Annotated in this window: 23 protein-coding genes and 2 tRNA genes; 23 read left to right on the top strand and 2 right to left on the bottom strand. The window is 65.4% G+C overall.

Translation table 11 applies throughout. From position 1 onward, the window contains the following. Window positions 1-156 precede the first annotated feature (156 nt). Window positions 157-2,577: an endopeptidase La gene (gene lon, locus GTW51_RS00125; RefSeq protein WP_163041864.1), complete on the top strand. Its 2,421-nt coding sequence runs from the start codon at window positions 157-159 to the stop codon at window positions 2,575-2,577. A 164-nt stretch (window positions 2,578-2,741) separates the two neighbouring features. Further along, on the top strand, window positions 2,742-3,020 hold the full coding sequence (gene hupB, locus GTW51_RS00120; RefSeq protein WP_163041863.1) for a DNA-binding protein HupB: 279 nt from the start codon (window positions 2,742-2,744) through the stop codon (window positions 3,018-3,020). Window positions 3,021-3,169: 149 nt separating this feature from the next. Here hupB and GTW51_RS00115 read toward each other — a convergent pair. Continuing rightward, window positions 3,170-3,245 (bottom strand) — tRNA-Val (locus GTW51_RS00115). Between the two features lie 288 nt (window positions 3,246-3,533). On the opposite strand from GTW51_RS00115, the gene GTW51_RS00110 reads away from it, so the two are divergent. Next, a tRNA-Asp gene (locus GTW51_RS00110) sits at window positions 3,534-3,610 on the top strand. A 155-nt stretch (window positions 3,611-3,765) separates the two neighbouring features. Here the strand turns inward: GTW51_RS00110 and GTW51_RS00105 are convergent. Next, window positions 3,766-4,092 (bottom strand): hypothetical protein, encoded by a 327-nt coding sequence (locus GTW51_RS00105; protein ID WP_163041862.1) that lies wholly within the window; start codon window positions 4,090-4,092, stop codon window positions 3,766-3,768. 321 nt (window positions 4,093-4,413) lie between these two features. Here GTW51_RS00105 and GTW51_RS00100 point away from each other — a divergent pair, with 321 nt between their 5' ends. The 20 genes from GTW51_RS00100 (at window position 4,414) to GTW51_RS00005 (ending at window position 23,797) form a co-directional block, all read left to right on the top strand. Continuing rightward, on the top strand, window positions 4,414-4,779 hold the full coding sequence (locus GTW51_RS00100; RefSeq protein ID WP_163041861.1) for an NADH-quinone oxidoreductase subunit A: 366 nt from the start codon (window positions 4,414-4,416) through the stop codon (window positions 4,777-4,779). Next, a complete protein-coding gene (locus tag GTW51_RS00095) occupies window positions 4,770-5,357 on the top strand; it encodes a NuoB/complex I 20 kDa subunit family protein (RefSeq protein ID WP_163041860.1) in 588 nt (195 codons plus the stop codon). The genes GTW51_RS00100 and GTW51_RS00095 overlap by 10 nt, the downstream gene beginning before the upstream one ends. A gap of 11 nt (window positions 5,358-5,368) precedes the next feature. After that, window positions 5,369-5,974, top strand: coding sequence for an NADH-quinone oxidoreductase subunit C (locus GTW51_RS00090; RefSeq protein ID WP_163041859.1), 606 nt, complete (start codon window positions 5,369-5,371; stop codon window positions 5,972-5,974). Window positions 5,975-5,991: 17 nt separating this feature from the next. Further along, the gene (locus tag GTW51_RS00085; protein WP_163041858.1) at window positions 5,992-6,429 is read left to right on the top strand and encodes a GFA family protein; all 438 of its coding nucleotides are present in this window, start codon (window positions 5,992-5,994) and stop codon (window positions 6,427-6,429) included. Beyond that, window positions 6,422-7,612 (top strand): NADH-quinone oxidoreductase subunit D, encoded by a 1,191-nt coding sequence (locus tag GTW51_RS00080; RefSeq protein WP_163041857.1) that lies wholly within the window; start codon window positions 6,422-6,424, stop codon window positions 7,610-7,612. Before GTW51_RS00085 ends, GTW51_RS00080 begins: the two co-directional genes overlap by 8 nt. 243 nt (window positions 7,613-7,855) lie before the next feature. Next, complete coding sequence (nuoE, locus tag GTW51_RS00075) at window positions 7,856-9,343, top strand: NADH-quinone oxidoreductase subunit NuoE (RefSeq protein ID WP_163041856.1); 1,488 nt, start codon at window positions 7,856-7,858, stop codon at window positions 9,341-9,343. A 20-nt stretch (window positions 9,344-9,363) separates the two neighbouring features. After that, window positions 9,364-10,671, top strand: coding sequence for an NADH-quinone oxidoreductase subunit NuoF (gene nuoF / locus GTW51_RS00070; protein ID WP_163041855.1), 1,308 nt, complete (start codon window positions 9,364-9,366; stop codon window positions 10,669-10,671). Between the two features lie 14 nt (window positions 10,672-10,685). Next, window positions 10,686-12,761 carry an NADH-quinone oxidoreductase subunit NuoG gene (nuoG, locus tag GTW51_RS00065; RefSeq protein WP_163041854.1) on the top strand — a complete coding sequence of 692 codons (2,076 nt, stop codon included), beginning with the start codon at window positions 10,686-10,688 and terminating at the stop codon, window positions 12,759-12,761. Window positions 12,762-12,782: 21 nt separating this feature from the next. Then, window positions 12,783-13,829: an NADH-quinone oxidoreductase subunit NuoH gene (gene nuoH, locus GTW51_RS00060; RefSeq protein WP_203565854.1), complete on the top strand. Its 1,047-nt coding sequence runs from the start codon at window positions 12,783-12,785 to the stop codon at window positions 13,827-13,829. After that, the gene (locus tag GTW51_RS00055; protein ID WP_163041852.1) at window positions 13,826-14,047 is read left to right on the top strand and encodes a hypothetical protein; all 222 of its coding nucleotides are present in this window, start codon (window positions 13,826-13,828) and stop codon (window positions 14,045-14,047) included. Before nuoH ends, GTW51_RS00055 begins: the two co-directional genes overlap by 4 nt. Window positions 14,048-14,053: 6 nt before the next feature. Next, the gene (nuoI, locus tag GTW51_RS00050; protein ID WP_163041851.1) at window positions 14,054-14,545 is read left to right on the top strand and encodes an NADH-quinone oxidoreductase subunit NuoI; all 492 of its coding nucleotides are present in this window, start codon (window positions 14,054-14,056) and stop codon (window positions 14,543-14,545) included. Between the two features lie 123 nt (window positions 14,546-14,668). Next, on the top strand, window positions 14,669-15,289 hold the full coding sequence (locus GTW51_RS00045) for an NADH-quinone oxidoreductase subunit J (protein WP_163042621.1): 621 nt from the start codon (window positions 14,669-14,671) through the stop codon (window positions 15,287-15,289). A gap of 17 nt (window positions 15,290-15,306) precedes the next feature. Continuing rightward, on the top strand, window positions 15,307-15,615 hold the full coding sequence (gene nuoK, locus GTW51_RS00040) for an NADH-quinone oxidoreductase subunit NuoK (RefSeq protein WP_163041850.1): 309 nt from the start codon (window positions 15,307-15,309) through the stop codon (window positions 15,613-15,615). A 6-nt stretch (window positions 15,616-15,621) separates the two neighbouring features. Continuing rightward, the gene (nuoL, locus tag GTW51_RS00035; protein WP_163041849.1) at window positions 15,622-17,610 is read left to right on the top strand and encodes an NADH-quinone oxidoreductase subunit L; all 1,989 of its coding nucleotides are present in this window, start codon (window positions 15,622-15,624) and stop codon (window positions 17,608-17,610) included. Then, a complete protein-coding gene (locus GTW51_RS00030) occupies window positions 17,610-19,118 on the top strand; it encodes an NADH-quinone oxidoreductase subunit M (protein ID WP_163041848.1) in 1,509 nt (502 codons plus the stop codon). The genes nuoL and GTW51_RS00030 overlap by 1 nt, the downstream gene beginning before the upstream one ends. Window positions 19,119-19,137: 19 nt before the next feature. After that, window positions 19,138-20,580: an NADH-quinone oxidoreductase subunit NuoN gene (gene nuoN, locus GTW51_RS00025; protein WP_163041847.1), complete on the top strand. Its 1,443-nt coding sequence runs from the start codon at window positions 19,138-19,140 to the stop codon at window positions 20,578-20,580. A gap of 2 nt (window positions 20,581-20,582) precedes the next feature. Further along, on the top strand, window positions 20,583-21,392 hold the full coding sequence (locus GTW51_RS00020) for a biotin--[acetyl-CoA-carboxylase] ligase (protein WP_163041846.1): 810 nt from the start codon (window positions 20,583-20,585) through the stop codon (window positions 21,390-21,392). Window positions 21,393-21,500: 108 nt separating this feature from the next. Beyond that, window positions 21,501-23,114 carry a ribonuclease J gene (locus GTW51_RS00015; protein WP_163042620.1) on the top strand — a complete coding sequence of 538 codons (1,614 nt, stop codon included), beginning with the start codon at window positions 21,501-21,503 and terminating at the stop codon, window positions 23,112-23,114. A gap of 9 nt (window positions 23,115-23,123) precedes the next feature. Then, on the top strand, window positions 23,124-23,528 hold the full coding sequence (mce, locus tag GTW51_RS00010) for a methylmalonyl-CoA epimerase (RefSeq protein WP_163041845.1): 405 nt from the start codon (window positions 23,124-23,126) through the stop codon (window positions 23,526-23,528). A gap of 2 nt (window positions 23,529-23,530) precedes the next feature. Further along, window positions 23,531-23,797 carry a DUF1467 family protein gene (locus GTW51_RS00005; protein ID WP_163041844.1) on the top strand — a complete coding sequence of 89 codons (267 nt, stop codon included), beginning with the start codon at window positions 23,531-23,533 and terminating at the stop codon, window positions 23,795-23,797. Window positions 23,798-23,919: the final 122 nt, after the last annotated feature.

Genomic DNA, 23,919 nt, shown 5'->3' with positions numbered 1-23,919 from the left:
TTGGTGACGGTTTGATGACCAGTGCGTAGTGCCGCAACCGCTTGAATGGCAGGGGCTCCCTGCCCAGATAGTGATCATTGAGGCGTTCGCCGCGGATGCTTGATGAAGGTCTGCCGCGGACGGCCTGGACGGCGTGATGCCGTAGAAAGGAACACCATGTCCCATACATCCGAACGTTCCGGCGGGGGCGAAGCGAGCCTCTACCCGGTGCTGCCTCTCCGCGACATCGTCGTGTTCCCGCACATGATCGTCCCGCTCTTCGTCGGCCGTGAAAAGTCGATCAAGGCGCTCGAGGAAGTGATGGGCGCGGACAAGCAGATCCTGCTTGCCACCCAGAAGAACGCCAGCGACGAGGACCCGGCCGCCGAAGCGATTTACGAGGTCGGCACGGTGGCGAACGTCCTGCAGCTCCTGAAGCTTCCCGACGGCACCGTGAAGGTGCTGGTCGAGGGCATCGATCGCGCGCGGATCGAAAGCTTCACGGCCCGCTCCGAGTGGCACGAAGCCTATGCCGACATCATCGAGGAAGCCGACGAGGATCCGGTCGAGATCGAGGCACTGGCCCGCTCCGTGGTCTCGGAGTTTGAAAACTACGTCAAGCTCAACAAGAAGATCTCGCCGGAAGTCGTTGGTGCTGCAGGGCAGATCGACGATTATTCCAAGCTCGCCGACACGGTCGCTTCGCATCTGGCGATCAAGCTGCCCGAGAAGCAGGAGATGCTGAGCCTCGTCAGCGTCCGCGAGCGGCTGGAGCGCGCGCTCGGCTTCATGGAGTCCGAGATCTCGGTTCTCCAGGTCGAGAAGCGCATCCGCTCGCGCGTCAAGCGCCAGATGGAGAAGACCCAGCGCGAGTACTACCTCAACGAGCAGATGAAGGCGATCCAGAAGGAGCTCGGCGACGGCGAGGACGGCCGCGACGAGATGGCCGAGCTGGAAGACCGCATCAAGAAGACCAAGCTCTCGAAGGAAGGCCGCGAGAAGGCCAACGCCGAGATGAAGAAGCTGCGGCAGATGTCGCCGATGTCGGCCGAGGCGACGGTCGTCCGCAACTACCTCGACTGGCTGCTCGGCCTGCCGTGGGGCAATCGCTCGCGCATCAAGATCGACCTGAAGAAGGCCGAGGAGATCCTCGACACCGACCATTACGGTCTGGAGAAGGTCAAGGAGCGGATCATCGAGTATCTGGCGGTGCAGAGCCGGCAGTCGAAGCTCAAGGGTCCGATCCTGTGCCTCGTCGGCCCTCCGGGCGTCGGCAAGACCTCGCTGGCGAAGTCGATCGCGCGTGCCACCGGCCGTGAGTATGTCCGCATGGCGCTGGGCGGCGTGCGCGACGAGGCGGAGATCCGCGGTCACCGGCGGACCTATATCGGCTCGATGCCCGGCAAGGTCATCCAGTCGATGAAGAAGGCCAAGAAGACTAACCCGCTCTTCCTGCTCGACGAGATCGACAAGATGGGCCAGGACTTCCGCGGCGATCCGTCGTCGGCCCTGCTCGAGGTGCTCGATCCGGAACAGAACGCCACCTTCATGGACCACTATCTCGAGGTCGAATACGACCTGTCGGCAACGATGTTCGTCACCACGGCGAACACGCTGAACATCCCGGCGCCGCTGATGGACCGGATGGAGATTATCCGGATCGCCGGCTACACCGAGGACGAGAAGGTCGAGATCGCGCGCCGGCATCTGCTGCCGAAGGCGATCAAGGACCATGCCCTGAAGCCGGAGGAGTTCTCGGTCAGCGAGGACGCCCTGCGCGAGATCGCCCAGCGCTACACCCGCGAGGCGGGCGTGCGCAGCTTCGAGCGGGAACTGACGAAGCTTGCCCGCAAGGCGGTGACGCAGATCCTGAAGGGCGAGGCGACGAAGGTCGAGGTCACGGCGGCGAACCTGTCAGACTATCTCGGGGTCACCCGCTATCGCTACGGCGAGGCGGAATCCGAGGACCAGGTCGGTGTCGTCACCGGTCTGGCGTGGACCGAGGTTGGCGGCGAGTTGCTGACGATCGAAGGCGTGATGATGCCGGGCAAGGGCAAGATGACCGTGACCGGCAACCTCAAGGAGGTGATGAAGGAGTCGATCTCGGCGGCGGCGTCCTATGTCCGTTCGCGTGCGCTCGACTACGGCATCAAGCCGCCGCTGTTCGAGAAGCGCGACATCCACGTCCACGTGCCGGAAGGCGCGACGCCGAAGGACGGCCCGTCCGCGGGCGTCGCAATGGCGACGGCCATCGTGTCGGTGCTGACCGGCATCCCGGTTCGCCGGGATATCGCGATGACCGGCGAGATCACGCTGCGGGGTCGCGTCCTGCCGATCGGCGGCTTGAAGGAGAAGCTGCTGGCGGCGCTCAGGGGCGGCATCAAGACGGTGCTGATCCCGGAGGAGAACGCCAAGGATCTCGCCGAGATCCCGGACAGCGTGAAGAACCGGATGGAGATCATCCCGGTCTCGCGCATGGGCGAGGTGCTCAAGCATGCCCTCACGGAGCCGCTCGTGCCGGTCGAGTGGTCCGAGAAGGAGGAGCCGATGACGGGGACTCCGCTGGTCGACGACGGCGCAACGGCTGTTGCCCACTGAACGCAACAGAGCCGATTATCGAAAATGCCGCCCTCCGGGGCGGCATTTTTTTAGCAAAGTCCCCGGAATCCGGCACTTTGCCGTTGCCGAAGCGTTGACGATCCGCGAAAGTCGACCACCGTGCTCACGGAGTCGTTACGACTTTCGAATCAGGAGGGTATCCAATGAACAAGAACGAACTCGTGTCTGCCGTGGCAGACAAGGCCGAGCTGTCCAAGCAGCAGGCAGGCACCGCCGTGGACGCGATCTTCGAGATCATCCAGGGCGCAATGGCCAAGGGCGACGACATCCGCCTCGTCGGCTTCGGGACGTTTTCCGTCTCGCACCGCGCAGCCTCCAAGGGCCGCAATCCCTCGACCGGCGCCGAGGTCGACATTCCGGCGCGCAACGTGCCGAAATTCGCTGCCGGCAAGGGTCTCAAGGACGCCGTCAACAACAAGTAGGCTTAACCGCCAGCAAGCGTCGAACGGCCGGGCATGTCCCGGCCGTTCGCGTTTGGGGGGTAGGAAAGGTCGGGGGAGGCTTGCAGGCAACGATAAGGTGCCGCGCAAGAATGCGCCGCCGGCGGCGTTCTGATGGCTTCTACGGGGAATGGTGGGCGATGACAGGTTCGAACTGCCGACATCCTCGGTGTAAACGAGGCGCTCTACCAACTGAGCTAATCGCCCGCCGGCTCCGTCTAGGACTTTGCCGCTCCGCTGGCAAGAGTCGGTCAGGGCAGGCAGGGCGGCAAGAACCGCTCGCCCGGCGCGATTGCCCTGTGATTTGCCGCCGTGATTCGCGCCTGAGCGCTTTCGACCCTCTGCTGCCCGTCAGGAAAAACCCGCCCATTTCGGCCGTTTATGACGGGTTGGCGACGGTCGCCGACTTGTGCCGGCTTTCTCGCCGGCTTTCGCTTGACAGCCCCCGGGGATGCCCGTAAACGACCGCTCACAAGCCGCCACAAGCGGTCGAGCGCGGGTGTAGCTCAGTCGGTTAGAGTGCCGGCCTGTCACGCCGGAGGTCGCGGGTTCGAGCCCCGTCACTCGCGCCAGTTTCTACCTGATCCGTATCGATCCCCTCCCAAAGCATTCATCGTCGAAGCCGTGGACGCCGCAGTCATTCCTGCGGTCATGACATTGCGTTGGTCCCCGTTTCCGGGCTGACCATGCCCTTCGCGTTCCCGGCGAGCCTCCGCCGAAGCGGCGGTCAGATGCCGGAGCCCTGCTCCTCCTCGAAATCGCTTTCCAGTGCCGGGTCCGGCCAGAGCGGCGACGTGGCCGTCTCGCGGTCGGCCGTCGGCTCGGGGAAGGGCATCCATGCCAGCAACTCGTCGTCCTGATAGGCGACCGGCGAATCGGCATCGGTGTCCGTCGCCACCCAGGCTTTCTCGGGGGCGCCGCGGACGCTGGTCCAGCGGACTGTGTCGACCTCGGCAGGACCCTGTTCGCCCGAGCGGACCGTCACGAGGATCCGCGCGCCGTCGCGTCGAACGCTCGACATCGGCTGCCAGGCGGTGGGTTCGCGTTCTTCCATGATGCTTTCTCCTCTATGGCGGCGTCGGGACGCAGGCTGGCCCGCAGCGCTCGGCGGGCGGGAACGCAAGCCTAGCCGAGGTAGCGGCGGAGCGCGACGTCTCGTGTTCCGGGTAAAGCCTTCCCGGCACCGCTTCCGCCGCCGCCGGGCTTCTTGCTTCGCTGCGGAGAAGGGGATAGTTCTCGCCGCATTGCGGCAGACATTGCCGAGACGCTGGCCGCGGTGCTTCGATCCGATACGGATCGGTAGACGCACACGTTTACCGCGACGATCCGCCCGTTGCGGGCGTTCCGCGGCAACCCGATATGAGGCTTCGAGGCGATGGACCTGCTTCTCGCATCCTATCTGCCGATCGTGATCTTCGTGGGCGTCGCCCTGTTCATCGGTCTGGCATTGCTGGTTTCGCCGTTCCTGGTGGCGTTCAGGGCGCCGGACGACGAGAAGCTCTCCGCCTACGAATGCGGGTTCGACGCGTTCGACGATTCGCGGATGAAGTTCGACGTACGGTTCTACCTGGTGTCGATCCTATTCATCATCTTCGATCTCGAAGTGGCGTTCCTGTTTCCCTGGGCAGCGACCTTCGGGACGCTGGGCTGGTTCGGCTTCTGGTCGATGATGGTGTTCCTCGGCGTGCTGACGATCGGCTTCATCTACGAATGGAAGAAAGGCGCGTTGGAATGGGATTGATCAAGGGTTCCGAGCCGCTGCTGCTGCGTTCGCCGGCTGTCGATGCCGGGGCAGCTCCGGCGCGGCCGCTGGCGCCGGCTCCCGCCGATCCTTTCGTCACCGACATCAATGACGAGCTGGCCGACAAGGGCTTCCTCGTCACCTCGACCGACGAGCTGATCCACTGGGCCCGGACCGGGTCGCTGATGTGGATGACCTTCGGTCTCGCCTGCTGCGCCGTCGAGATGATGCAGATGTCGATGCCGCGCTACGACGCCGAGCGCTTCGGCTTCGCGCCGCGCGCCTCGCCGCGCCAGTCCGACGTGATGATCGTCGCCGGCACGCTGACCAACAAGATGGCCCCGGCACTGCGCAAGGTCTACGACCAGATGCCGGAGCCGCGCTACGTCATCTCGATGGGCTCCTGCGCCAATGGCGGCGGCTACTACCACTATTCCTATTCGGTGGTGCGCGGCTGCGACCGGATCGTGCCGGTGGACATCTACGTCCCGGGCTGCCCGCCGACCGCCGAGGCGCTGCTCTATGGCGTGCTGCTGCTGCAGCGCAAGATCCGGCGCACCGGAACGATCGAACGCTGAGCGGGACCTCCATGCGCGAATTTGCGACCACCGACCTGGCCGACTACGTCGCCGAGACCCTCGGCGAACACCTGATCGACCGCCGCTTCGCCTTCGGCGAGCTGACGCTGACGGTGGCCCCGGAAGCCATCGTGCGGGTGCTGAGCTTCCTGCGCGACGATCCGCAGACGCAGTTCGTCAATTTCGTCGATCTGTGCGGGGTCGACTTCCCGGCCCGGGTCAAGCGCTTCGAGGTGGTCTACCACCTCCTGTCGCCGCGCCAGAACCAGCGCATCCGCGTCAAGATCTCGACCGGCGAGGACGAGCCGGTGCCGTCGATCTGCGACGTCTTTCCCGCCGCCGACTGGTACGAGCGGGAAGCCTACGATTTTTACGGCATCCTGTTCACCGGCCACCCGGATCTGCGCCGGATCCTCACCGATTACGGCTTCGAGGGCTATCCGCTGCGCAAGGACTTCCCGCTGACCGGCTTCGTCGAGGTGCGGTACGACGACGAGAAGAAACAGGTGGTCTACGAGCCGGTGGACCTGCGCCAGGAATTCCGCAGTTTCGACTTTCTCTCGCCCTGGGAGGGGACGGAGTACGTCCTGCCGGGAGACGAGAAGGCCAAGCAGTAGGTTTGGAGGAGGGCGAGATGAGCCAGAAGCGCCTGCATGCCAAATGCCTCTGTGGCGGCGTCCGGATCGACGCCGACTTCGAGGAGCTCGAGATTGCCGCCTGCCACTGCGATGCGTGCCGGCGCTGGACGGCAGGACCCTTCCTGACCGTCGAGGGCGCCACGAACGTCGTTCCGGCGGGCATCGACGCCCTCGGCATCTACCGTTCGTCGGAATGGGGCGAGCGGGGCTTCTGCCGCAATTGCGGAACACCGCTGTTCTGGCGAAGCGTCGATGGCGAGCATTACGCGCTGTCGGCGACGGCGATAGACGATCTCGGCGAGCCGCCATTTGCCCGGCAGATCTTCGTCGACTCCAAGCCGCACTGGTACGCCTTCGCCAACCAGACCGAGATGCTGACCGGCGCGGAATTCTTCGCCAAAGTCGCGCCCACGCAGGAAGAGCCGCATGGCTGAGATCGACGTCCGCAACTTCAACATCAATTTCGGCCCGCAGCATCCGGCCGCGCACGGCGTGTTGCGCCTGGTGCTCGAGCTGGACGGCGAGGTGGTGGAGCGGGTCGACCCGCATATCGGCCTCCTGCACCGCGGCACCGAGAAGCTGATCGAACACAAGACCTACCTGCAGGCGATCCCGTATTTCGACCGGCTCGACTACGTCGCGCCGATGAACCAGGAACATGCCTTCTGCCTCGCCATCGAACGGCTGGTGGGTGTCGACGTGCCGAAGCGCGGACAGCTGATCCGCGTCCTCTACAGCGAGATCGGCCGGATCCTGTCGCATCTGTTGAACGTGACGACGCAGGCCATGGACGTCGGCGCCCTGACGCCGCCGCTGTGGGGCTTCGAGGAACGCGAGAAGCTGATGGGCTTCTACGAGCGAGCCTCGGGTTCGCGGCTTCATGCGGCCTATTTCCGTCCGGGCGGCGTCCATGTCGACCTGCCGCCGCAGCTCATTGACGACATCGGCGCATGGTGCGACCCGTTTCTCAAGACCTGCGACGACATCGAGGGGCTGCTGACCGAGAACCGCATCTTCAAGCAGCGCAATGTCGATATTGGCGTTGTGACGCTGGAGGACGCATGGGCGATGGGCTTCTCCGGCGTCATGGTGCGCGGCTCGGGCGCGGCCTGGGACCTGCGCAAGTCGCAGCCCTACGAGTGCTACGAGGAGATGGATTTCGACATCCCGATCGGCAAGAACGGCGACTGCTACGACCGCTATCTCATTCGCATGGTCGAGATGCGCGAGTCGGTGAAGATCATGAAGCAGTGCGTCGAGCAGCTTCAGGGAGCGCACCGCGTCGGGCCGGTCTCGGCTTCCGAGGGCAAGGTCGTGCCGCCGAGCCGCGCCCACATGAAGCGTTCGATGGAAGCGCTGATCCACCACTTCAAGCTCTACACCGAAGGCTTCCACGTACCGGAAGGCGAGGTGTATGCCGCGGTCGAGGCGCCGAAGGGCGAGTTCGGCGTCTATCTCGTCGCCGACGGCACCAACAAGCCGTATCGCTGCAAGATCAAGGCGCCGGGCTTCGCTCACCTTCAGGCGATGGATTTCCTTTGCAAGGGCCACATGCTGGCGGACGTGTCGGCGATTCTCGGCACGCTCGACATCGTCTTCGGCGAGGTCGACCGCTAGCAACGACAAAGGCGGTATGCGACCGCCGGTTGGCGGTTCGCTCGTTGCCAACGAACAAGCCGTCGCGACAGGTTTCACGGCGTCGCGGCGGTCTTCCAACCACTACCTGCTGCCATCATCCGAAAGCCGAGGCGGCCGCCAAAGGGCCTGCCCGTGCGGCTTTCGGCCACTGGCCTTTTGTCATTCATGTGATAGAACGCGGCGCAACATCGCAATGTTGAACCGGTTCTAAGTCGAGGTCCGATGTCTGTCAGACGTCTCGCGGAAGATACCGTCCAGCCCGCCGGGTTCGCCTTCTCCGAGGCGAACGCGCGCTGGGCCGAGGCGACGCTCCGCAAATATCCCGAGGGCCGTCAGCAGTCGGCAGTAATCCCGCTCCTGATGCGCGCGCAGGATCAGGATGGCTGGGTCACCAAGGCGGCTATCGAGTATGTCGCGGACATGCTGGCGATGCCGCTGATCCGCGTCCTCGAGGTCGCGACCTTCTACACCCAGTTCCAGCTGAAGCCGGTCGGCACAAGAGCCCATATCCAGGTCTGCGGCACGACGCCCTGCATGCTGCGCGGCGCCAACGACCTGAAGGACGTCTGCCGCAGCAAGATCCATCCCGAGCCGTTCCACACCAACGCCGACGGGACGCTGTCCTGGGAAGAGGTCGAGTGCCTCGGGGCCTGCGTCAACGCGCCGATGGTCATGGTCTTCCACGATACCTACGAGGATCTGACGCCGGAGCGGCTGGAAGAGATCATCGATCTGTTCGAGGCGGGTAGGGGTGCGGACGTCGCGCCCGGCCCCCAGAACGGCCGCCATCTGTCGGCGCCGCTCGGCGGCCTGACCAGCCTCACCGGCGACTATGACGACCTGATCGCCGATGGGCAGACGGCAAGTGCCGGCGGTTCGGAAGCCAGCGCGCACGGACCGGCATCGGGCGCTGCGCCGCAGGGCAGCGGTGCCGGCTCGGCTGTGACCGAGGACGATTCCAAGGCGGGCCGTCCCGACAGCTACGCCGAAGAGACCGATCCGAGCATTTCGGCCCCCGGCAAGGCCGATGCGGCGAACGATTCCCATGCGGCCGAAGAGGACGTGACGGACGAGCTGGTCGACGCGGCCGCACGCCCGGGATCCGGCCAAGAGGGAGGTACGGTCGATGCGCGCCCCAGCGACCAGGCCGATCGCGACGCAGCCGAGTCGGATCAGGTGTCCGGTGACACCCCGGTGGCCGAGGCGCCGGCGGGTGGCAATCTGCGTGCCCGGGAAGCCGATGCCGAGGCCGCGACGATCGCCGGCAAGTATCGTCCCGACGAGGGCGTTGCGCGTGATCGGCGTGCCACCACGCCCGGTCTGGTGAGTGACGTGCCGCTTGACCCGTCCGAGATCGAAGGCGACCGAACCGATACGTCGGATACGTCGCCGGGGCCCGCGGCGAAGGATCACTTCGCCAGCCGGGGCGAGGGCGGTGACGCGGCGAAGGAGGCGGGCGAACGGCCCACCGACCTGTTGCCCGAACCGCGCGGCGACAAGGATGATCTGAAGCGGATCAAGGGCATCGGCCCGGTGATCGAGAACAAGCTCAACGCGCTCGGCGTGTTCCACTACTGGCAGATCGCCGAGTGGCGCGAGGCCGAGCTGGTTTGGGTCGACAACTACCTGAACTTCCGGGGCCGCGTCCTGCGCGATCGCTGGATCGACCAGGCGCGCGCGCTGCAGGGCGACGTCGCGGGCCGCGCATGACGCGGGCGAGGAGACGATAGATGCTTCAGGATAAAGACCGCATCTTCACCAACATCTACGGCCTCAGGGACAAGAGCCTGAAGGCCGCGATGAAGCGTGGCCATTTCGACGGCACCGCCGAGATCATCGGCAAGGGCCGCGACTGGATCATCAACGAGATGAAGGCGTCGGGCCTGCGCGGGCGCGGCGGCGCCGGCTTTCCGACCGGCCTCAAATGGTCCTTCATGCCGAAGGAGGCCGATCCCGCCCGCCCGCATTACCTCGTCATCAACGCCGACGAATCCGAGCCCGGGACCTGCAAGGACCGGGAGATCATGCGCAACGACCCGTTCACGCTGATCGAGGGCTGCATCTACGCCGGTTTCTCGATGGCGGCGCACACCTGCTACATCTACGTCCGCGGCGAATATGTCCGTGAACGCCAGGCGCTGCAGCAGGCGATTGACGAGTGCTACGAGGCGGGCCTGCTCGGCCGCGACAACAAATGCGGCTGGGACTACGACATCATCGTCCACCACGGCGCCGGCGCCTATATCTGCGGCGAGGAAACGGCGCTTCTGGAAAGCCTCGAGGGCAAGAAGGGCCAGCCGCGGCTGAAGCCGCCGTTCCCGGCCAATGTCGGCCTCTATGGCTGCCCGACGACGGTCAACAACGTCGAGTCGATCGCCGTTGCGCCGACGATCCTGCGCCGCGGCGGCGCCTGGTTCGCCGGCATCGGTCGGCAGAACAACACCGGCACCAAGCTCTTCTGCATTTCCGGCCATGTCGAGCGGCCGTGCACGGTGGAAGAAGCCATGGGCATTCCGTTCCGCGAACTGATCGAGAAGCATTGCGGCGGCATTCGCGGTGGCTGGGACAATCTGCTGGCAGTGATTCCGGGTGGATCTTCGGTGCCGCTCGTGCCGGCGGCGGACATCATCGACGCGCCGATGGATTTCGACGGGCTGCGCGACATCAAGACCTCGCTCGGCACCGCCGCGGTGATCGTCATGGACCAGTCGACGGACATCGTCCGGGCGATCGCGCGGCTCTCGTATTTCTACAAGCACGAGAGCTGCGGCCAGTGCACGCCGTGCCGCGAGGGCACAGGCTGGATGTGGCGGGTGATGGAACGCCTCGCGACGGGCAACGCGCAGAAGCGCGAGATCGACATGCTGCTGGACGTGACCAAGCAGGTGGAAGGTCACACGATCTGCGCCCTTGGCGACGCGGCCGCCTGGCCGATCCAGGGCCTGGTGCGTCACTTCCGCGCCGAGATCGAGCGGCGGATCGACGAGTTCTCGCGCAATGCGCATGAGGTTCGCCCCGTGCTCGTAGCGGCCGAATAGGCAGGATCTGGCAGATGACCAAGCTGAGAGTCGACAATATCGAGGTCGAGGTGCCCGACCATTTCACGCTGTTGCAGGCGTGCGAGGCCGCCGGCGCCGAGATCCCGCGCTTCTGCTTCCACGAGCGGCTGTCGATCGCCGGCAATTGCCGCATGTGCCTTGTCGAGGTGAAGGGTGGACCGCCGAAGCCGGCGGCCTCCTGCGCCATGGGCGTGCGCGACCTGCGCCCGGGGCCGAACGGCGAACTGCCGGAAGTCTTCACCACCACGCCGATGGTCAAGAAGGCCCGCGAGGGCGTGCTGGAATTCCTGTTGATCAACCATCCGCTGGACTGCCCGATCTGCGACCAGGGCGGCGAATGCGACCTGCAGGACCAGGCGATGGCCTTCGGCGTCGATCGCTCGCGCTACCAGGAGAACAAGCGCGCGGTCGAGGACAAATATATCGGCCCGCTGGTCAAGACGATCATGACGCGGTGCATCCACTGCACCCGCTGTGTCCGCTTCACCACCGAGGTCGCCGGCATCTCCGAGCTCGGCCTCGTCGGCCGCGGCGAGGACGCCGAGATCACCACCTTCCTCGAGCAGGCGATGACCTCCGAGCTGCAGGGCAATGTAATCGACCTCTGCCCGGTCGGTGCGCTGACCTCGCGGCCCTACGCCTTCCAGGCACGGCCGTGGGAGCTGTCGAAGACCGAGACCGTCGACGTGATGGACGCGGTCGGCTCGGCGATCCGGGTGGATACGCGCGGCCGCGAGGTCATGCGGATCCTGCCGCGCACCAATGACGAGATCAACGAGGAGTGGATCTCCGACAAGACCCGCTTCGTCTGGGACGGCCTGCGCACCCAGCGTCTCGACCAGCCTTATGTCCGCCAGGACGGGCGGCTGCGACCGGCCAGCTGGGCGGAGGCCTTCGCTGCCATCAAGGCGCGGGTCGAGGGCGTCGACGGCAGCCGCATCGGTGCCGTCGCCGGCGACCTCGCCGCGGTCGAGGAGATGTGGGCGCTGAAGCGTCTGGTGGCCGAGCTCGGCTCGACCAGTCTCGATTGCCGGCAGGACGGCGCACAGCTCGATCCGGTCAATGGCCGGGCGTCCTATCTCTTCAACACCACCATCGCCGGCATCGAGGATGCCGACGCGCTCTTGATCATCGGCGCCAATCCGCGTTTCGAATCGTCGGTGCTCAATGCCCGGATCCGCAAGCGCTGGCGGATGGGCGGCTTCCCGATCGGGGTGATCGGCGAGGCAATCGACCTTCGCTACGACACCACCTATCTCGGCGCCGGCAGCGACACGCTCTCCGACATCGAGGGCGCCAGCAAGGGCTTCTTCGACGCGCTGATGAAGGCCGAGCGGCCGATGATCATCCTCGGCCAGGGCCCGCTTGCCGGGCGTGACGGCGCCGGCGTGCTTGCCATGGTCGCAGCGCTTGCCCGCCAGGTCGGCGCGGTCAGTGAGGGCTGGAACGGCTTCAACGTCCTGCACACCGCCGCATCGCGCGTCGGTGGGCTCGACATCGGCTTCGTCCCGGGCGAGGCCGGACAGGATTTTGCGGCGATGACGTCGGGTGGCGTCGACGTGCTGTTCAATCTTGGCGCCGACGAGGTCGACATCGCGGCCGGTCCGTTCGTCGTCTATATCGGCACGCATGGCGATCGCGGTGCGCACCGCGCCGACGTGATCCTGCCGGGCGCGGCCTATACCGAGAAATCCGGTACCTGGGTAAACGTCGAGGGCAGGGCACAGGTCGGCAGCCGCGCCTCCTTCCCGCCGGGCGACGCCCGCGAGGACTGGGCGATCCTTCGGGCCCTGTCGGCGGTGCTGGGACGCACGCTCCCCTTCGATTCCCTTGCGGCGCTGCGGCAGGACTTGTATCAGTCGCACCCGTGGATGCAGTCCGATTTCGTCGAGCCAGCCGACCCTTCGGGCGTCCTGGCGCTCGCCGACCGGGCAACCACGCTCTCGGGTCTCTCCTTCGCTTCGCCGATCGGCGATTTCTACCTGACCAATCCGATCGCTCGTGCCTCGAAGGTGATGGCCGAATGTTCGCAGCTTGCGCATGCCGCGCAGCTCGAAGCCGCAGAGTAAGGGACGGCGACCGTGGCAGACATGTTTTCCCTCTACGTCATCCCGGGCCTGATCATCCTGGCGCAGAGCGTCCTGTTCCTGGTCGTCCTCCTGGTGCTGATCGCCTACATCCTGCTCGCCGATCGCAAGATCTGGGCGGCCGTGCAGCTGCGCCGCGGCCCAAACGTCGTCGGGCCCTGGGGCCTGTTCCAGTCCTTCGCCGACCTGTTGAAGTTCGTCCTGAAGGAGCCGGTGATCCCGGCGAGTGCCGACAAGATCGTCTTCCTTCTGGCGCCGCTGGTGGCGGTGACGCTGGCGCTCGCGACCTTCGCGGTGGTGCCGGTCGCCAACGGCTGGGTGATCGCCGACATCAATCTCGGCATCCTCTACGTCTTCGCCATCTCCTCGCTCGAGGTCTACGGCGTCATCATGGGCGGCTGGGCGTCGAACTCGAAATACGCCTTTCTCGGCGCGCTGCGCTCGGCCGCGCAGATGGTGTCCTACGAGGTCTCGATCGGCTTCGTCATCGTCACCGTGCTGCTCTGCGTCGGGTCGCTCAACCTGACCGACATCGTGCTGGCACAGCAGGTCGGCATCGGCACCATGCTCGGCCTGCCGGGCACCTTCCTCGACTGGCACTGGCTCGGCCTGTTCCCGATGTTCGTGGTTTTCTTCATCTCGGCGCTGGCCGAGACCAACCGGCCGCCCTTCGACCTGCCGGAGGCCGAATCCGAGCTCGTCGCCGGCTTCATGGTCGAATACGGCTCGACGCCGTACATGATGTTCATGCTCGGCGAATATGCGGCCATCACCCTGATGTGCTGCCTCATGACCATCCTGTTCATGGGCGGGTGGCTGCCACCGTTCGCCTTCGCCCCGTTCACCTGGGTGCCGGGCGTCATCTGGTTCCTCGCCAAGGTTGCGCTGTGCTTCTTCATGTTCGCCATGGTGAAGGCCTTCGTGCCGCGCTACCGCTACGACCAGCTGATGCGGCTCGGCTGGAAGGTCTTCCTGCCGATCTCGCTGGCGATGGTCGTGATCGTCGCCTTCGTGCTGCAGTTCATGGGCTGGGGCCCGGTGCGTCTATGAGCGATCCGGCCTTCATCGGTGCGCTGGTTGGGCTCCTCATCGGCGTCGCGGATTTCTTCGTCCTCGGCTACATGCGGGACATGATGGCGCGTCGGCGCGCGTCGGAGCCGGTTGGCCCTGGCCTCGCCCTGAATATCGCGCGGTTCACCCAGTTGATCCTCTTTCCCATCGTCGGCTGGTTCGTCGGACCGGTCGTTGCCTCGAGCTTGGGAGGCTAGGTTTTCATGAACGCCATCGCCCAGACCGTCCGGTCGCTGTTTCTCGTCGAGTTCGTCAAGGCCTTCGGCCTGTCGATGCGGTACTTCTTCGCGCCGAAAGCGACCGTGAACTATCCGTTCGAGAAGAACCCGGTGAGCCCGCGCTTTCGCGGCGAACACGCGCTGCGCCGCTATCCGAACGGCCAGGAGCGCTGCATCGCCTGCAAGCTCTGCGAGGCGATCTGCCCGGCGCAGGCCATCACCATCGAAGCCGGCCCGCGTCGCAACGACGGAACGCGCCGGACGGTGCGCTACGACATCGATATGGTGAAATGCATCTACTGCGGCTTCTGCCAGGAAGCCTGCCCGGTCGACGCGATCGTCGAGGGGCCGAATTTTGAGTTCGCCACCGAGACGCGTGAAGAGCTCTACTACGACAAGGAACGGCTGCTCGCCAACGGCGATCGCTGGGAGCGGGAACTCGCCCGCAACATTGCGCTCGACGCGCCTTACCGCTAAGCGGCGGGGGCCTCTCCGCCCCGGTCGACCACCCGAATTCGCCTGCGGGACCGGCTTCCGCCAGCACCTGACTTTCCGAGAAGGCGGCCTGCGGGCGGCCTAAAGACCACCACAAGGAGCCCGATCATGCTGGGCCTTCCGGCACTGTTCTTCTACGTCTTCGCGCTGATCGCGGTCGGTGCCGCCGTGATGGTCGTGTTCGCGCGCAATCCGGTGCACTCGGTGCTGTTCCTGATCCTGACCTTCGTCGCGGCAGCCGGGCTGTTCCTGCTCGTCGGGGCGGAGTTCCTGGCGCTGATCCTCATCGTCGTCTATGTCGGCGCCGTCGCGATCCTGTTCCTGTTCGTGGTGATGATGCTCGACCTCGATTTCGGGCGGATGAAGCAGGGGGCGCTGAAATACGCGCCGATCGGGGCGATCATCGGCATGGTCCTGCTCGCTCAGCTGATCATCGCGGTGACCGGCAGCTACTACGATCCGCAGCTTTCCGCCGCGACGGCAATGCCGATGCTGCCGCTCGCGGCCATGTCGAACATCGAGCAGCTCGGGACCGTGCTCTACACGCGCTACGTCCTGTTCTTCCAGCTGGCCGGGCTGATCCTCTTCGTCGCGATGATCGGGGCGATCGTCCTGACGCTGCGACACAAGGAAGGGCTGAAGCGCCAGTCGATCCCGACGCAGGTCGCGCGCAATCCGGCTACCGCCATCGAGATCCGCAAGGTCGAGAGCGGCAAGGGCATCTGAGAGCGAAGGAATTGGCAATGGAAGTCGGTCTCGGACACTACCTTACCGTCGGAGCGATCCTGTTCGTCACGGGCGTCTTCGGCATCTTCATGAACCGCAAGAACATCATCACGATCCTGATGTCGGTCGAGCTGATCCTGCTCGCCGTCAACATCAATTTCGTGGCGTTCTCGGCCTTTCTCAACGATCTCGTCGGGCAGGTCTTCGCGCTCTTCATCCTGACCGTCGCGGCGGCCGAGGCCGCGATCGGCCTCGCCATCCTGGTGGTCTTCTTCCGTATTCGCGGCTCCATCGCCGTCGACGACGTCAACACGATGAAAGGCTGATCGAGCGTGTATCAGATCATCGTCCTGCTGCCGCTCGCCGGCTTCCTGGTCGCCGGGCTGTTCGGCAACGCTATCGGCGCCAAGGAGGCCGAGTACATCACCTCGGCCTTCCTGGTCGTCGCCGCGGCCCTTTCCTGGTTCGCCTTCGTCACCTTCGGCTTCGGCAACGGCGAGACGCTTCGGGTCACGCTGCTGACGTGGATCCAGTCCGGCGGGCTGGACATTTCCTGGTCGCTGCGGATCGACAGGCTGACGCTCGTCATGCTGGTGGTGGTGAACACCGTCTCGGCCTTGGTGCACATCTACTCGATCGGCTACATGCACCACGACCCGCATCGGCCGCGCTTCTTCGCCTATCTGTCGCTGTTCACCTTCGCCATGCTGATGCTGGTGACGTCGAACAACCTGGTGCAGATGTTCTTCGGCTGGGAAGGCGTGGGCCTCGCGTCCTATCTTCTGATCGGCTTCTGGTACAAGAAGCCGTCGGCCAATGCCGCCGCGATGAAGGCCTTCATCGTCAACCGCGTCGGCGATTTCGGTTTCATCCTCGGCATCTTCGGCATCTACGTGCTGTTCGGATCGGTCAATCTCGACACGATCTTTGCCGGTGCGGCCGACCTCATGGCCCAGATGGGCGGGGAGGGTGCGGAAGCCGCCGCGGCGACTGGCGCGCCTGTCCTGAGCTTCGCCGGCTATTCACTCGGCATGGGCGCGGCGCTGACCACGGTCTGCCTGCTGCTGTTCATGGGCGCCATGGGCAAGTCGGCGCAGCTCGGCCTTCACACCTGGCTGCCCGATGCCATGGAAGGCCCGACCCCGGTCTCGGCGCTGATCCATGCGGCGACGATGGTCACCGCCGGCGTCTTCCTCGTTGCGCGGATGTCGCCGCTCTTCGAGCTCAGCCACACCGCCCTGACCGTCGTCACCTTCGTCGGCGCGACCACGGCGATCTTCGCGGCCACGGTCGGCCTCGTGCAGAACGACATCAAGCGCGTCATCGCCTACTCGACCTGTTCGCAGCTCGGCTACATGTTCGTCGCGCTCGGCGTCGGCGCCTACAGCGTCGCGATCTTCCACCTGTTCACCCACGCCTTCTTCAAGGCGCTGCTGTTCCTCGGCGCCGGCTCGGTGATCCATGCCGTTTCCGACGAGCAGGACATGCGCCGCATGGGCGGGCTGCGGAAGCACATCCCTAAAACCTACTGGATGATGGTGATCGGCACGCTGGCGCTGACCGGTTTTCCGTACACCGCCGGCTACTTCTCCAAGGATGCGGTGATCGAAGCGGCCTTCGTCGGCCACAACAGCTTCGCCATGTATGGCTGGGCCCTGACCGTGCTCGCTGCGCTTCTGACCAGCTTCTATTCATGGCGGCTGATCTTCATGACCTTCCACGGCAAGCCGCGGGCCTCCGCCGACGTCATGCACCATATCCACGAGTCGCCGCCGGTGATGCTCGTGCCGCTCTACGTCCTCGCCATCGGCGCGCTGCTTGCCGGCATCGTCTTTGCCGACTCCTTCATCGACGGCGGCTACGACGCCTTCTGGCGCAGTGCCCTGTTCACCGGGCCGGAGAACCACGTTCTCCATGACATGCACGAGATCCCGTTCGCGATCGTCTTCCTGCCGACGGTGATGATGGCACTCGGCTTCGCGCTGGCCTGGCTCTTCTACATCCGCTTTCCGGAACAGCCGCGTCGCCTGGCGGAGCGCCATCGCGGCCTCTACCAGTTCCTGCTCAACAAGTGGTACTTCGACGAGCTCTACAACTTCCTGTTCGTGCGTCCGGCGATCGCGCTCGGCCGCATGCTCTGGAAGACCGGTGACGGGCGGATCATCGACGGGCTCGGGCCCGACGGCGTCTCGGCGCGGGTGCTCGGCGTCACCAACCACGTCGTGCGGCTGCAGACCGGCTATCTCTACCACTATGCCTTCGCGATGCTGATCGGCGTCGCCGCGCTCGTCACGTGGATGATGCTCGGGGGAGTCAATTGATGACCGACTGGCCGATCCTCTCGACCGTCACGTTCCTGCCGCTGGTCGGGGCGCTGCTGATCCTGTTCATCCGCGACGACAACGACCTGGCGCGCCGGAACATCCGTGCCGTGGCGCTATGGACGACGGCGTTCACCTTCGTCCTGTCGTTGTGGATCTGGGTCGACTTCGATCCGACCATCGCCGGCTTCCAGATGGTCGAGCAGGCCGACTGGCTGGGCGGCGGCATCACCTACCACATGGGTGTCGACGGCATTTCCATGCTGTTCGTCATCCTGACGACCTTCCTGATGCCGATCTGCATCCTCGCCAGCGTCGAGTCGGTGCAGTTCCGTGTGAAGGAGTACATGATCGCGTTCCTCGTCCTGGAAACGCTGGTCATCGGCGTCTTCTGCGCGCTCGATCTCGTGCTGTTCTACGTGTTCTTCGAGGGCGGCCTGATCCCGATGTTCCTGATCATCGGCGTGTGGGGCGGCAAGCGGCGGATCTACGCCAGCTACAAGTTCTTCCTCTACACCTTCCTCGGCTCGGTGCTGATGCTCGTCGCCATCATGGCGATGTACTGGGACGCCGGCACGACCTCGATCCCGGATCTCCTAGCGCATGACTTCCCGGCGTCGATGCAGCCCTGGCTGTGGTTCGCCTTCTTCGCCTCCTTCGCGGTGAAGATGCCGATGTGGCCGGTGCACACCTGGCTTCCGGACGCGCATGTCGAGGCGCCGACGGCGGGCTCGGTGATCCTGGCGGGTATCCTTCTGAAGCTCGGCGGCTACGGCTTCCTGCGCTTCTCGCTGCCGATGTTTCCGCTGGCTTCCGCCGACTTCGCGCCGCTGGTGTTCACCCTGTCGGTCGTCGCGATCATCTACACCTCGCTGGTCGCGCTGGTGCAGACGGACATCAAGAAGCTCATCGCCTACTCCTCCGTCGCCCATATGGGATTCGTGACGATGGGCATCTTCGCCGCCAATCAGCAGGGCGTCGAAGGCGCGATCTTCCAGATGCTGTCGCACGGCCTGGTCTCGGGCGCGCTGTTCCTCTGCGTCGGCGTCATCTACGATCGCATGCACACCCGCGAGATCGCCGCCTATGGCGGGCTGGTCAGCCGCATGCCGAACTATGCGGTGGTGATGCTGATCTTCACCATGGCCAATGTCGGTCTGCCGGGGACCAGCGGCTTCGTCGGCGAGTTCCTGACTCTGATCGGCGTGTTCCAGGTGAATTCCTGGGTGGCGATCTTCGCCGCCACCGGCGTGATCCTGTCGGCCGCCTACGCACTCTGGCTCTATCGCCGGGTAATCTACGGCGTTCTCGAGAAGGAGAGCCTGCGTTCGATCCTGGATCTGTCGCGGCGCGAGAAGATTCTCCTGTATCCGCTGGTGATCCTGATCATCTTCTTCGGCGTCTATCCGATGCCGGTCTTCAACGTGACAGCCGTCTCCGTCGAGAACCTCGTCGGCGGCTACACGGCAGCGCTCGAAGCCGCCTCGGCGGTCGCTCGGGCACAGTAACAGCGGGAACGGAACGCCTATGCTTTCGGACATGTTGGCCACGAGCCTTCCGATCGTCGCGCCCGAACTGATCATGGCGGTCGGCGCGATGCTGCTGCTGATGTACGGCGTCTTTGCCGGGGAGCGCAGCGCCCAGACCGTCACCGGTCTGTCGGTGGCCCTGATCATCATCGCCGGGCTGTGGCTGGTGCTGGTGACGCCGCTCGGCGTGGCGTTCGGCGGATCGTTCATCCTCGACCCGTTCGCCGTATTCATGAAGGTGCTGGTGCTGATCGGCGCTGCGGCGGCGGTGGTGATGTCCGTCGGCTTTGCCGAAAGCGAGCGCTTCAACCGCTTCGAGTTTCCGGTGCTGATCGTCCTGTCGACCACCGGCATGATGATGATGGTCTCGGCCGGGGACATGATCGGCCTCTATCTGGGGCTCGAGCTGCAGTCGCTGGCGATCTACGTGCTGGCCGCCATCAACCGCGATTCCGTGCGCTCGACCGAGGCGGGCCTGAAATATTTCGTCCTCGGTGCGCTGTCGTCGGGCATGCTGCTCTACGGCGCATCGCTGATCTACGGCTTCACCGGCCAGATCGAATTCCACGCGATCGCGGCGTCCGTCGCGCTCGGCGAGCGTTCGCTCGGCATCATCGTCGGCCTGGTCTTCGTCCTCGCCGGTCTCGCCTTCAAGATCTCTGCCGTGCCGTTCCACATGTGGACACCCGACGTCTACGAAGGCGCGCCGACGCCGATCACTGCCTTCATGGCCGGGGCGCCGAAGGTCGCCGCCATGGCGCTGCTGACCCGCTTCACCGTCCAGGGCTTCGGGCCGCTGACGGTCGACTGGCAGCAGGTGCTGGTATTCATCTCGATCGCCTCGATGGTGTTCGGGGCGTTCGCCGCCATCGGGCAGCGCAACATCAAGCGGCTGATGGCCTACTCCTCGATCAGCCACATGGGCTACGCCCTCGTTGGCCTGTCCGCCGGTACGGCCGAGGGCGTGCGCGGCGTGCTGCTCTACATGGCGATCTACCTGGCCATGACGCTAGGCAGCTTCGCGGTCATCCTCGCCATGCGGCGCAAGGACGGCATGGTCGAGGACATCGACGACCTCGCCGGCCTGTCGAAGACCAATCCGGCGATGGCGCTGTTCCTGACCATCCTGATGCTGTCGCTGGCCGGCCTGCCGCCGCTTGCCGGCTTCTTCGCCAAGTATTTCGTCTTCATGGCGGCGGTCGAGGCGGGGCTCTACGCGCTGGCGGTGATCGGCGTCCTCGCCAGCGTCGTCGGCCTCTATTACTACCTGCGGATCGTCAAGGTGATGTGGTTCGACGACGCCTCGGAGGACTTCGTTCCGATGGCGACGGAACTGCGCGTCGTCCTCGGCGTCTCGGCGCTGTTCATCTTCCCGGTCTATCTCCTCGTCGGCGGCCCGATCTTCGCCGCCGCCGAGGCGGCGGCCCGCACCTTCTTCTGACGGTGGAAGGGGCGTCTTCAGGACCGCGGCGTCTGGCGCTCGGCGAGGTCACCTCGACCAACAGCGTGGCGCTGGAGGCGGCGCGTTCCGGCGATCCGGGCCCGCTCTGGGTCACCGCCGAGCGGCAGTCCGCCGGGCGGGGCAGGCGAGGGCGCAGCTGGGCCTCCGAGCCGGGCAATCTCTACGCCAGCCTGCTGCTGATGGACCCGGCGCCGCTCGAACATCTGTCGAAGCTGCCCCTCGTCGCCTCGCTCGGCATTCGCGACGGGCTCGCTTGGCTGTTGCCGGACGCGGCGGCGGTCGCGGTCAAGTGGCCGAACGACGTTCTGATCGGCGGCGCCAAGGCGGTCGGCATCCTGCTCGAGAGCGAACGGTTGCCGGACGGGCGAATGGCGGTGGTGATCGGTTGCGGGGTCAACGTTTCACTGATACCCGATGAGGCTCCCTATCCGGTCACCTCCCTGGCGCGGGAAGGGGCTTCCGACCTGGCACTCGATACCGTCTTCGACGCCGTGGCCGAAGGCCTCGCCGGCGCCTTGTCCCGGTTCGATCGGGGGCGGGGCTTCGACGACGTTCGCCGCGAATGGCTGGGCGTCGCGGTCGGCGTCGGCGCCGAATGTCGCGTCGCCATGGCGGATCGGACACTGGCCGGGCGGTTCGAGGCGCTCGACGAGGACGGACGGCTGATCCTCCTGCGGGAGGACGAAACGCGCATGGCGATTTCCGCCGGCGATCTTTTCTTTCTGGAGGCAGACGCCCGCAAGGCGCCCTCCGACACGACGGCTCCTGCCGCCACGACGAATTTGGACTGAGAACGAAACCCATCGAGCGCGGCTTCCCGCGCCGTGACATGACGCGAAAGAAGAACATCCTTGAGTGAGCTATTGTTCGTGCCGCTAGGCGGCATCGGCGAGATCGGCATGAATCTCGCCCTCTACGGCTATGGTCCGGAAGAAGACCGCGAGTGGATCATGGTCGACTGCGGTGTCTCCTTTGCCGGGCCGGATTTCCCGGGCGCCGACCTGATCTTTCCCGACACGCGGTTTCTCGAGGAAGAGAAGCATGCGCTGAAGGGTATCGTCATCACCCATGCCCATGAAGACCATTACGGCGCGCTGCTCGATCTCTGGCCGCGGCTGAACAAGGTGCCGGTCTACGCGACGGCGTTCACGGCGGCGCTGCTCGCGGCCAAGCGCGAAGGCGAGGCCGGCGCGCCGAAGATCCCGGTCGAGATCTTCGCCGCCGGCGACCGGTTCAAGGTCGGCCCGTTCGAGATCGAGGCGATCAACGTCACCCATTCGATCCCGGAACCGGTCGCGCTGGCGATCCGCTCGCCCGCCGGCACGGTCGTCCACACCGGCGACTGGAAGATCGACGCGACGCCCGTCCTCGGCAAGCCGACCGACGAGAAGCGCCTGCGCGAGATCGGCGACGAGGGCGTTCTGGCGATGATCGCCGATTCGACCAACGCCATGCGCGAGGGCATCAGCCCCAGCGAGAAGGAAGTCTCCGCTTCGCTCGGCGACATCATCCGCGCCGCCAAGGGGCGCGTGGCGGTAACCACCTTCTCCTCCAATGTCGGGCGCATCCGCTCGATCGCGGCCGCCGCGCGCGACGCCGGGCGCCAGGTCCTGCTGATGGGCCGGTCGATGCGGCGAGTCTGCGACGTCGCCGGCGAGCTCGGCTATCTGGAAGGCATTCCGCCGTTCCTGGGCGAACAGGATTTCGGCTACATCCCGCCGGAGAAGGCCGTGATCATCCTCACCGGCAGCCAGGGCGAGCCCCGCGCCGCGTTGGCGCGCCTGTCGCGCAACGAGCACCCCTCGGTCTCGCTGTCCAAGGGCGACCTGGTGATCTTCTCCTCGCGCTCGATCCCCGGCAACGAGAAGGGCATCATCGAGATCAAGAACGCCCTGGTCGAACGTGGCATCGAGGTGCTGGAGGACGGCGCCAAGCTCGTCCACGTGTCCGGTCACCCGCGGCGCAGCGAAATGCGCCAGATGTACGAGTGGGTTCGGCCGAAGATCGCCATCCCCGCCCATGGCGAGGCGGCGCATCTGGCGGCGCACGCGCTGCTGGCAAGCGAACTCGGCGTGCGCGAGGTCATCCCGGTGCGCAATGGCGGGGTCGTCCGACTGTCGCCGGGTGCCGCCGCGATCATCGACGAGGTCCCGGTCGGCCGTCTCTACAAGGATGGCCGCCTGATCGGCTCGGCCGAAGAGATGGGCATCAACGAACGGCGCCGGCTGTCGAATGTCGGGCAGGTTTCGGTGCTGGTCGAATTGACCGCCAAGCTGCAGATGCGCGAGGATCCCGACCTCGTCGCGCTCGGCATGCCGAAAGACGATGCTGGCGGCGAGGAGATCGAGGAGATCATGATCGACGCCGCCGCGGGCGCCGTCGAGAGCATCCCGCCCAACCGGCGCAAGGACCTCGACCTCGTGGCGGAATCGGTTCGGCGGGCCGTCCGCGGGGCAGCCTTCGAGGCCTGGGGCAAGAAGCCGATCGTGACGGTGTTCGTCACCCGTTCCTGAGGAAGCGCGATGCTCGGTCGCCTGAACCATGTGGCGCTCGCCGTGCCGGATCTTTCCGTCGCGGTCGAGCGCTACCAGGCAATGCTCGGTGCCGAGATATCGGCACCGCTGGCGCTGCCGGAGCATGGCGTGACGGTGGTGTTCGTCGATCTCGGCAACACCAAGCTCGAACTGCTTGAACCGCTCGGCGACAATTCGCCGATTGCGGCCTTCCTGGCAAAGAGCCCAAAAGGCGGCATGCATCATGTGTGCTACGAAGTGAGTGACATCAGGGTCGCCCGGGACCGGATCCTGGCCGCCGGCGGCCGGGTGCTCGGCGACGGGGAGCCTATGATAGGGGCCCATGGCAGACCGGTGCTGTTCGTGCATCCGGGCGATCTGTTCGGCACACTCACCGAACTAGAGGAGGCGTGACGATGGGCTGGATCTCGGCGCTCGCCGTTTATTTCATCATCTGGTGGACGTCGCTGTTCGTCATTCTGCCGCTCGGCCACCGTTCCCAGATCGAGAACGACCAGGTGACGCTTGGCACCGACCACGGGGCGCCGTCGAACGCGCGGATGGGCCGCAAGTTCATCCAGACGACGATTCTGGCCAGCGTGGTCTTTGCTGCGTTCTATCTGGTGACGCAGGTCTGGGGCCTTAGCCCCGACGACTTCCCCAATTTCATCCCGCATAGCTGATACCAACGTGCGCTGATCAGAACTCATGCGCCCAGTCCCGCATTCCGATTGAGATGATTTTCCAGGGCTGATCGACGAGCTTGTTCCAAGCGTCACAGCAGTGGGCGACGATGTCGTCGTAG

The organism is Aurantimonas aggregata (genome assembly GCF_010500835.1).
Taxonomy (GTDB): domain Bacteria; phylum Pseudomonadota; class Alphaproteobacteria; order Rhizobiales; family Rhizobiaceae; genus Aurantimonas; species Aurantimonas aggregata.
Note: the sequence above shows the minus strand (reverse complement) of the source record. Positions and strands in the feature narration are given on the sequence as shown.

Excerpts from the sequence above, each read along its gene's own strand:
- lon (WP_163041864.1), top strand. The coding sequence starts at position 157 with ATGTCCCATACATCCGAACGTTCCGGCGGGGGCGAAGCGAGCCTCTAC.
- hupB (WP_163041863.1), top strand. The coding sequence starts at position 2,742 with ATGAACAAGAACGAACTCGTGTCTGCCGTGGCAGACAAGGCCGAGCTG.
- GTW51_RS00105 (WP_163041862.1), bottom strand. The coding sequence starts at position 4,092 with ATGGAAGAACGCGAACCCACCGCCTGGCAGCCGATGTCGAGCGTTCGA.
- GTW51_RS00100 (WP_163041861.1), top strand. The coding sequence starts at position 4,414 with ATGGACCTGCTTCTCGCATCCTATCTGCCGATCGTGATCTTCGTGGGC.
- GTW51_RS00095 (WP_163041860.1), top strand. The coding sequence starts at position 4,770 with ATGGGATTGATCAAGGGTTCCGAGCCGCTGCTGCTGCGTTCGCCGGCT.
- GTW51_RS00090 (WP_163041859.1), top strand. The coding sequence starts at position 5,369 with ATGCGCGAATTTGCGACCACCGACCTGGCCGACTACGTCGCCGAGACC.
- GTW51_RS00085 (WP_163041858.1), top strand. The coding sequence starts at position 5,992 with ATGAGCCAGAAGCGCCTGCATGCCAAATGCCTCTGTGGCGGCGTCCGG.
- GTW51_RS00080 (WP_163041857.1), top strand. The coding sequence starts at position 6,422 with ATGGCTGAGATCGACGTCCGCAACTTCAACATCAATTTCGGCCCGCAG.
- nuoE (WP_163041856.1), top strand. The coding sequence starts at position 7,856 with ATGTCTGTCAGACGTCTCGCGGAAGATACCGTCCAGCCCGCCGGGTTC.
- nuoF (WP_163041855.1), top strand. The coding sequence starts at position 9,364 with ATGCTTCAGGATAAAGACCGCATCTTCACCAACATCTACGGCCTCAGG.
- nuoG (WP_163041854.1), top strand. The coding sequence starts at position 10,686 with ATGACCAAGCTGAGAGTCGACAATATCGAGGTCGAGGTGCCCGACCAT.
- nuoH (WP_203565854.1), top strand. The coding sequence starts at position 12,783 with ATGTTTTCCCTCTACGTCATCCCGGGCCTGATCATCCTGGCGCAGAGC.
- GTW51_RS00055 (WP_163041852.1), top strand. The coding sequence starts at position 13,826 with ATGAGCGATCCGGCCTTCATCGGTGCGCTGGTTGGGCTCCTCATCGGC.
- nuoI (WP_163041851.1), top strand. The coding sequence starts at position 14,054 with ATGAACGCCATCGCCCAGACCGTCCGGTCGCTGTTTCTCGTCGAGTTC.
- nuoK (WP_163041850.1), top strand. The coding sequence starts at position 15,307 with ATGGAAGTCGGTCTCGGACACTACCTTACCGTCGGAGCGATCCTGTTC.
- GTW51_RS00030 (WP_163041848.1), top strand. The coding sequence starts at position 17,610 with ATGACCGACTGGCCGATCCTCTCGACCGTCACGTTCCTGCCGCTGGTC.
- nuoN (WP_163041847.1), top strand. The coding sequence starts at position 19,138 with ATGCTTTCGGACATGTTGGCCACGAGCCTTCCGATCGTCGCGCCCGAA.
- GTW51_RS00015 (WP_163042620.1), top strand. The coding sequence starts at position 21,501 with ATGAATCTCGCCCTCTACGGCTATGGTCCGGAAGAAGACCGCGAGTGG.
- mce (WP_163041845.1), top strand. The coding sequence starts at position 23,124 with ATGCTCGGTCGCCTGAACCATGTGGCGCTCGCCGTGCCGGATCTTTCC.
- GTW51_RS00005 (WP_163041844.1), top strand. The coding sequence starts at position 23,531 with ATGGGCTGGATCTCGGCGCTCGCCGTTTATTTCATCATCTGGTGGACG.